Here is a 2035-nt window from a genome sequence, read left to right on the forward strand (position 1 = left end):
GGTGGAGCTGGCCGGGCGCTGCGGCGTGCCGTGGGCGGCCACGGGCGAGCCGCGCTACCTGGACGCGCCGGGGCGCCTGGTGCACGACCTCCAGACCGCGCTGCGGGCCGGCGTCACCGTGGACGAGGCCGCGCGGCGCGGGTTCCTCCTCCCCAACGGCGAGTGGCGCCTCCGGTCGCCGGAGGAGGCGGCCCTGCTCTGGAAGGGGAGGGAGGCGGGCGTGGAGGAGACCGCGCGCATCGCCGGGGAGTGCGCCTTCGAGCTGCGCTGGCTCCGCCCGCCGCTCCCGGAGTTTCCCGTCCCCGCCGGACACGACGCAGACTCGTACCTGCGCGAGCTGGTCTACGAGGGCGCCCGGGAGCGCTGGGGCGGCGCCGTCGGCGACCGGGAGCGCGCGCAGATCGAGCACGAGCTGGACACCATCCGCAGGCTGGGCTTCGCCGGCTTCTTCCTGGTGATGTGGCAGGCGGTGCGCTTCGCCCGCTCGCGCGGCATCCTCTGCCAGGGGCGGGGGAGCGCCGCCAACTCCGTGGTCACCTTCTGCCTGAGGATCACGGCGGTGGACCCGGTGCGGCACGGTCTCCTCTTCGAGCGCTTCCTTTCCGAGGCGCGCGCCGACGGGCTCACCGAGGCGCCCGACATCGACGTGGACTTCGAGATGCACCGCCGCGAGGAGGTGCTGAGCTATGTCTACGACCGGTACAGCCGCGACCACGCCGCCATCACCGCCGTCACCCAGGTCTACCACGCCCCCAGCGCGCTGCAGGACGCCATGCGCGCCCTGGGCTACCCCGCGGCGCTGGTCTTCACCCTCTCCAAGCGCATCCGGCACCTGGGTCCCGCCGACGGCGCCGAGCTGATCGAGCGGGGGCTGGGCGCGAAGCATGGGCTGGAGACGGGGGACGCGCGCGGCCGTGCCCTGCTCACGGCCATGCGCGCGCTGGAGGGCGTCCCCCGCATGCGCTCCACCCACCCCGGCGGCTTCGTCCTTTCCGCCCGCCCGCTGGGGGAGTACGTCCCCACCGAGGAGACGACGATGGGGCGCACCATCCTCCAGTTCGACAAGGACGACCTGGACGCCATCGGCATTCCCAAGTTCGACTTCCTGGGGCTGGGCGGGCTCACCGCCACCCGCATCGCCTTCGACGCCATCGAGGCGCGCACCGGGAAGCGGCTCGACCTGTACGGCCTCCCGCAGGATGACCCGGAGACCTTCGCGATGATCTCCCGCGGGGAAACGCTGGGCACCTTCCAGATCGAGAGCCGCGCGCAGATCCAGTCCATCCTCCAGACTCGCCCCGAGCGCCTGTACGACCTTGTGGTGCAGGTGGCCCTCATCCGCCCGGGCCCCATCCAGGGGGAGTTCGTCGGCCCCTACACCCGCCGCCGGCGCGGGACGGAGCGGTGGGAGCACGACCACCCCGCGCTGGCGCCCATCCTGGGGCGCACCTGCGGGATCCCCATCTTCCAGGAGCAGGCCATGTCCATCGCCATGGCGCTGGGCGGCTACACCGCAGCCGAGGCCGACGAGCTGCGCCGCACCATGGGGCACGCCCGCAAGCAGCAGAAGCTGGAGGCCGCCCTGGAGAAGCTGCGCGTGCGGCTGGGGTCGCACGGCCTCACGCAGGAGCTGGCGGACCGCATCGTCCGGCAGATGAAGGGGTTCGGCAACTACGGCTTCCCCGAGAGTCACGCCTGGAGCTTCGCGCTGATCGCCTACGCCACCGCGTACCTCAAGGCGCACCACCCGGCCGAGTTCCTCCTGGGGCTGCTGAACGCCTGGCCCATGGGGTTCTACGCCCCGGCCACGCTGGTCCACGACGCGCGCCGCAGCGGGGTGACGGTGCACGCGCCCTGCCTCCGCCGCGGGGGGCGGGAGTGCACGCTGGAGGACACGGCGGACCCCGCGCGGCCCGCGGTGCGCATCGGCTGGAAGCACGTCCGCGGGATGGGGGCGCGCACGCTGGAGGCGCTGGCGGCGGCGCACGCGGAGCGCCCCTTCGCCTCCGTGGAGGACGTGGTGCGCCGCGCCGGG

Annotated in this window: 1 protein-coding gene; it reads left to right on the forward strand. The window is 73.9% G+C overall.

All coding sequences use genetic code 11. The features are described 5' to 3' along the window. Positions 1-2035, forward strand: a 2035-nt coding sequence (gene dnaE, locus VGR37_03440; protein HEV2146448.1) for a DNA polymerase III subunit alpha, incomplete at both ends; no start/stop codon positions are given.

The sequence above is a fragment of the Longimicrobiaceae bacterium genome (genome assembly GCA_035936415.1).
Lineage (GTDB): Bacteria > Gemmatimonadota > Gemmatimonadetes > Longimicrobiales > Longimicrobiaceae > JAFAYN01.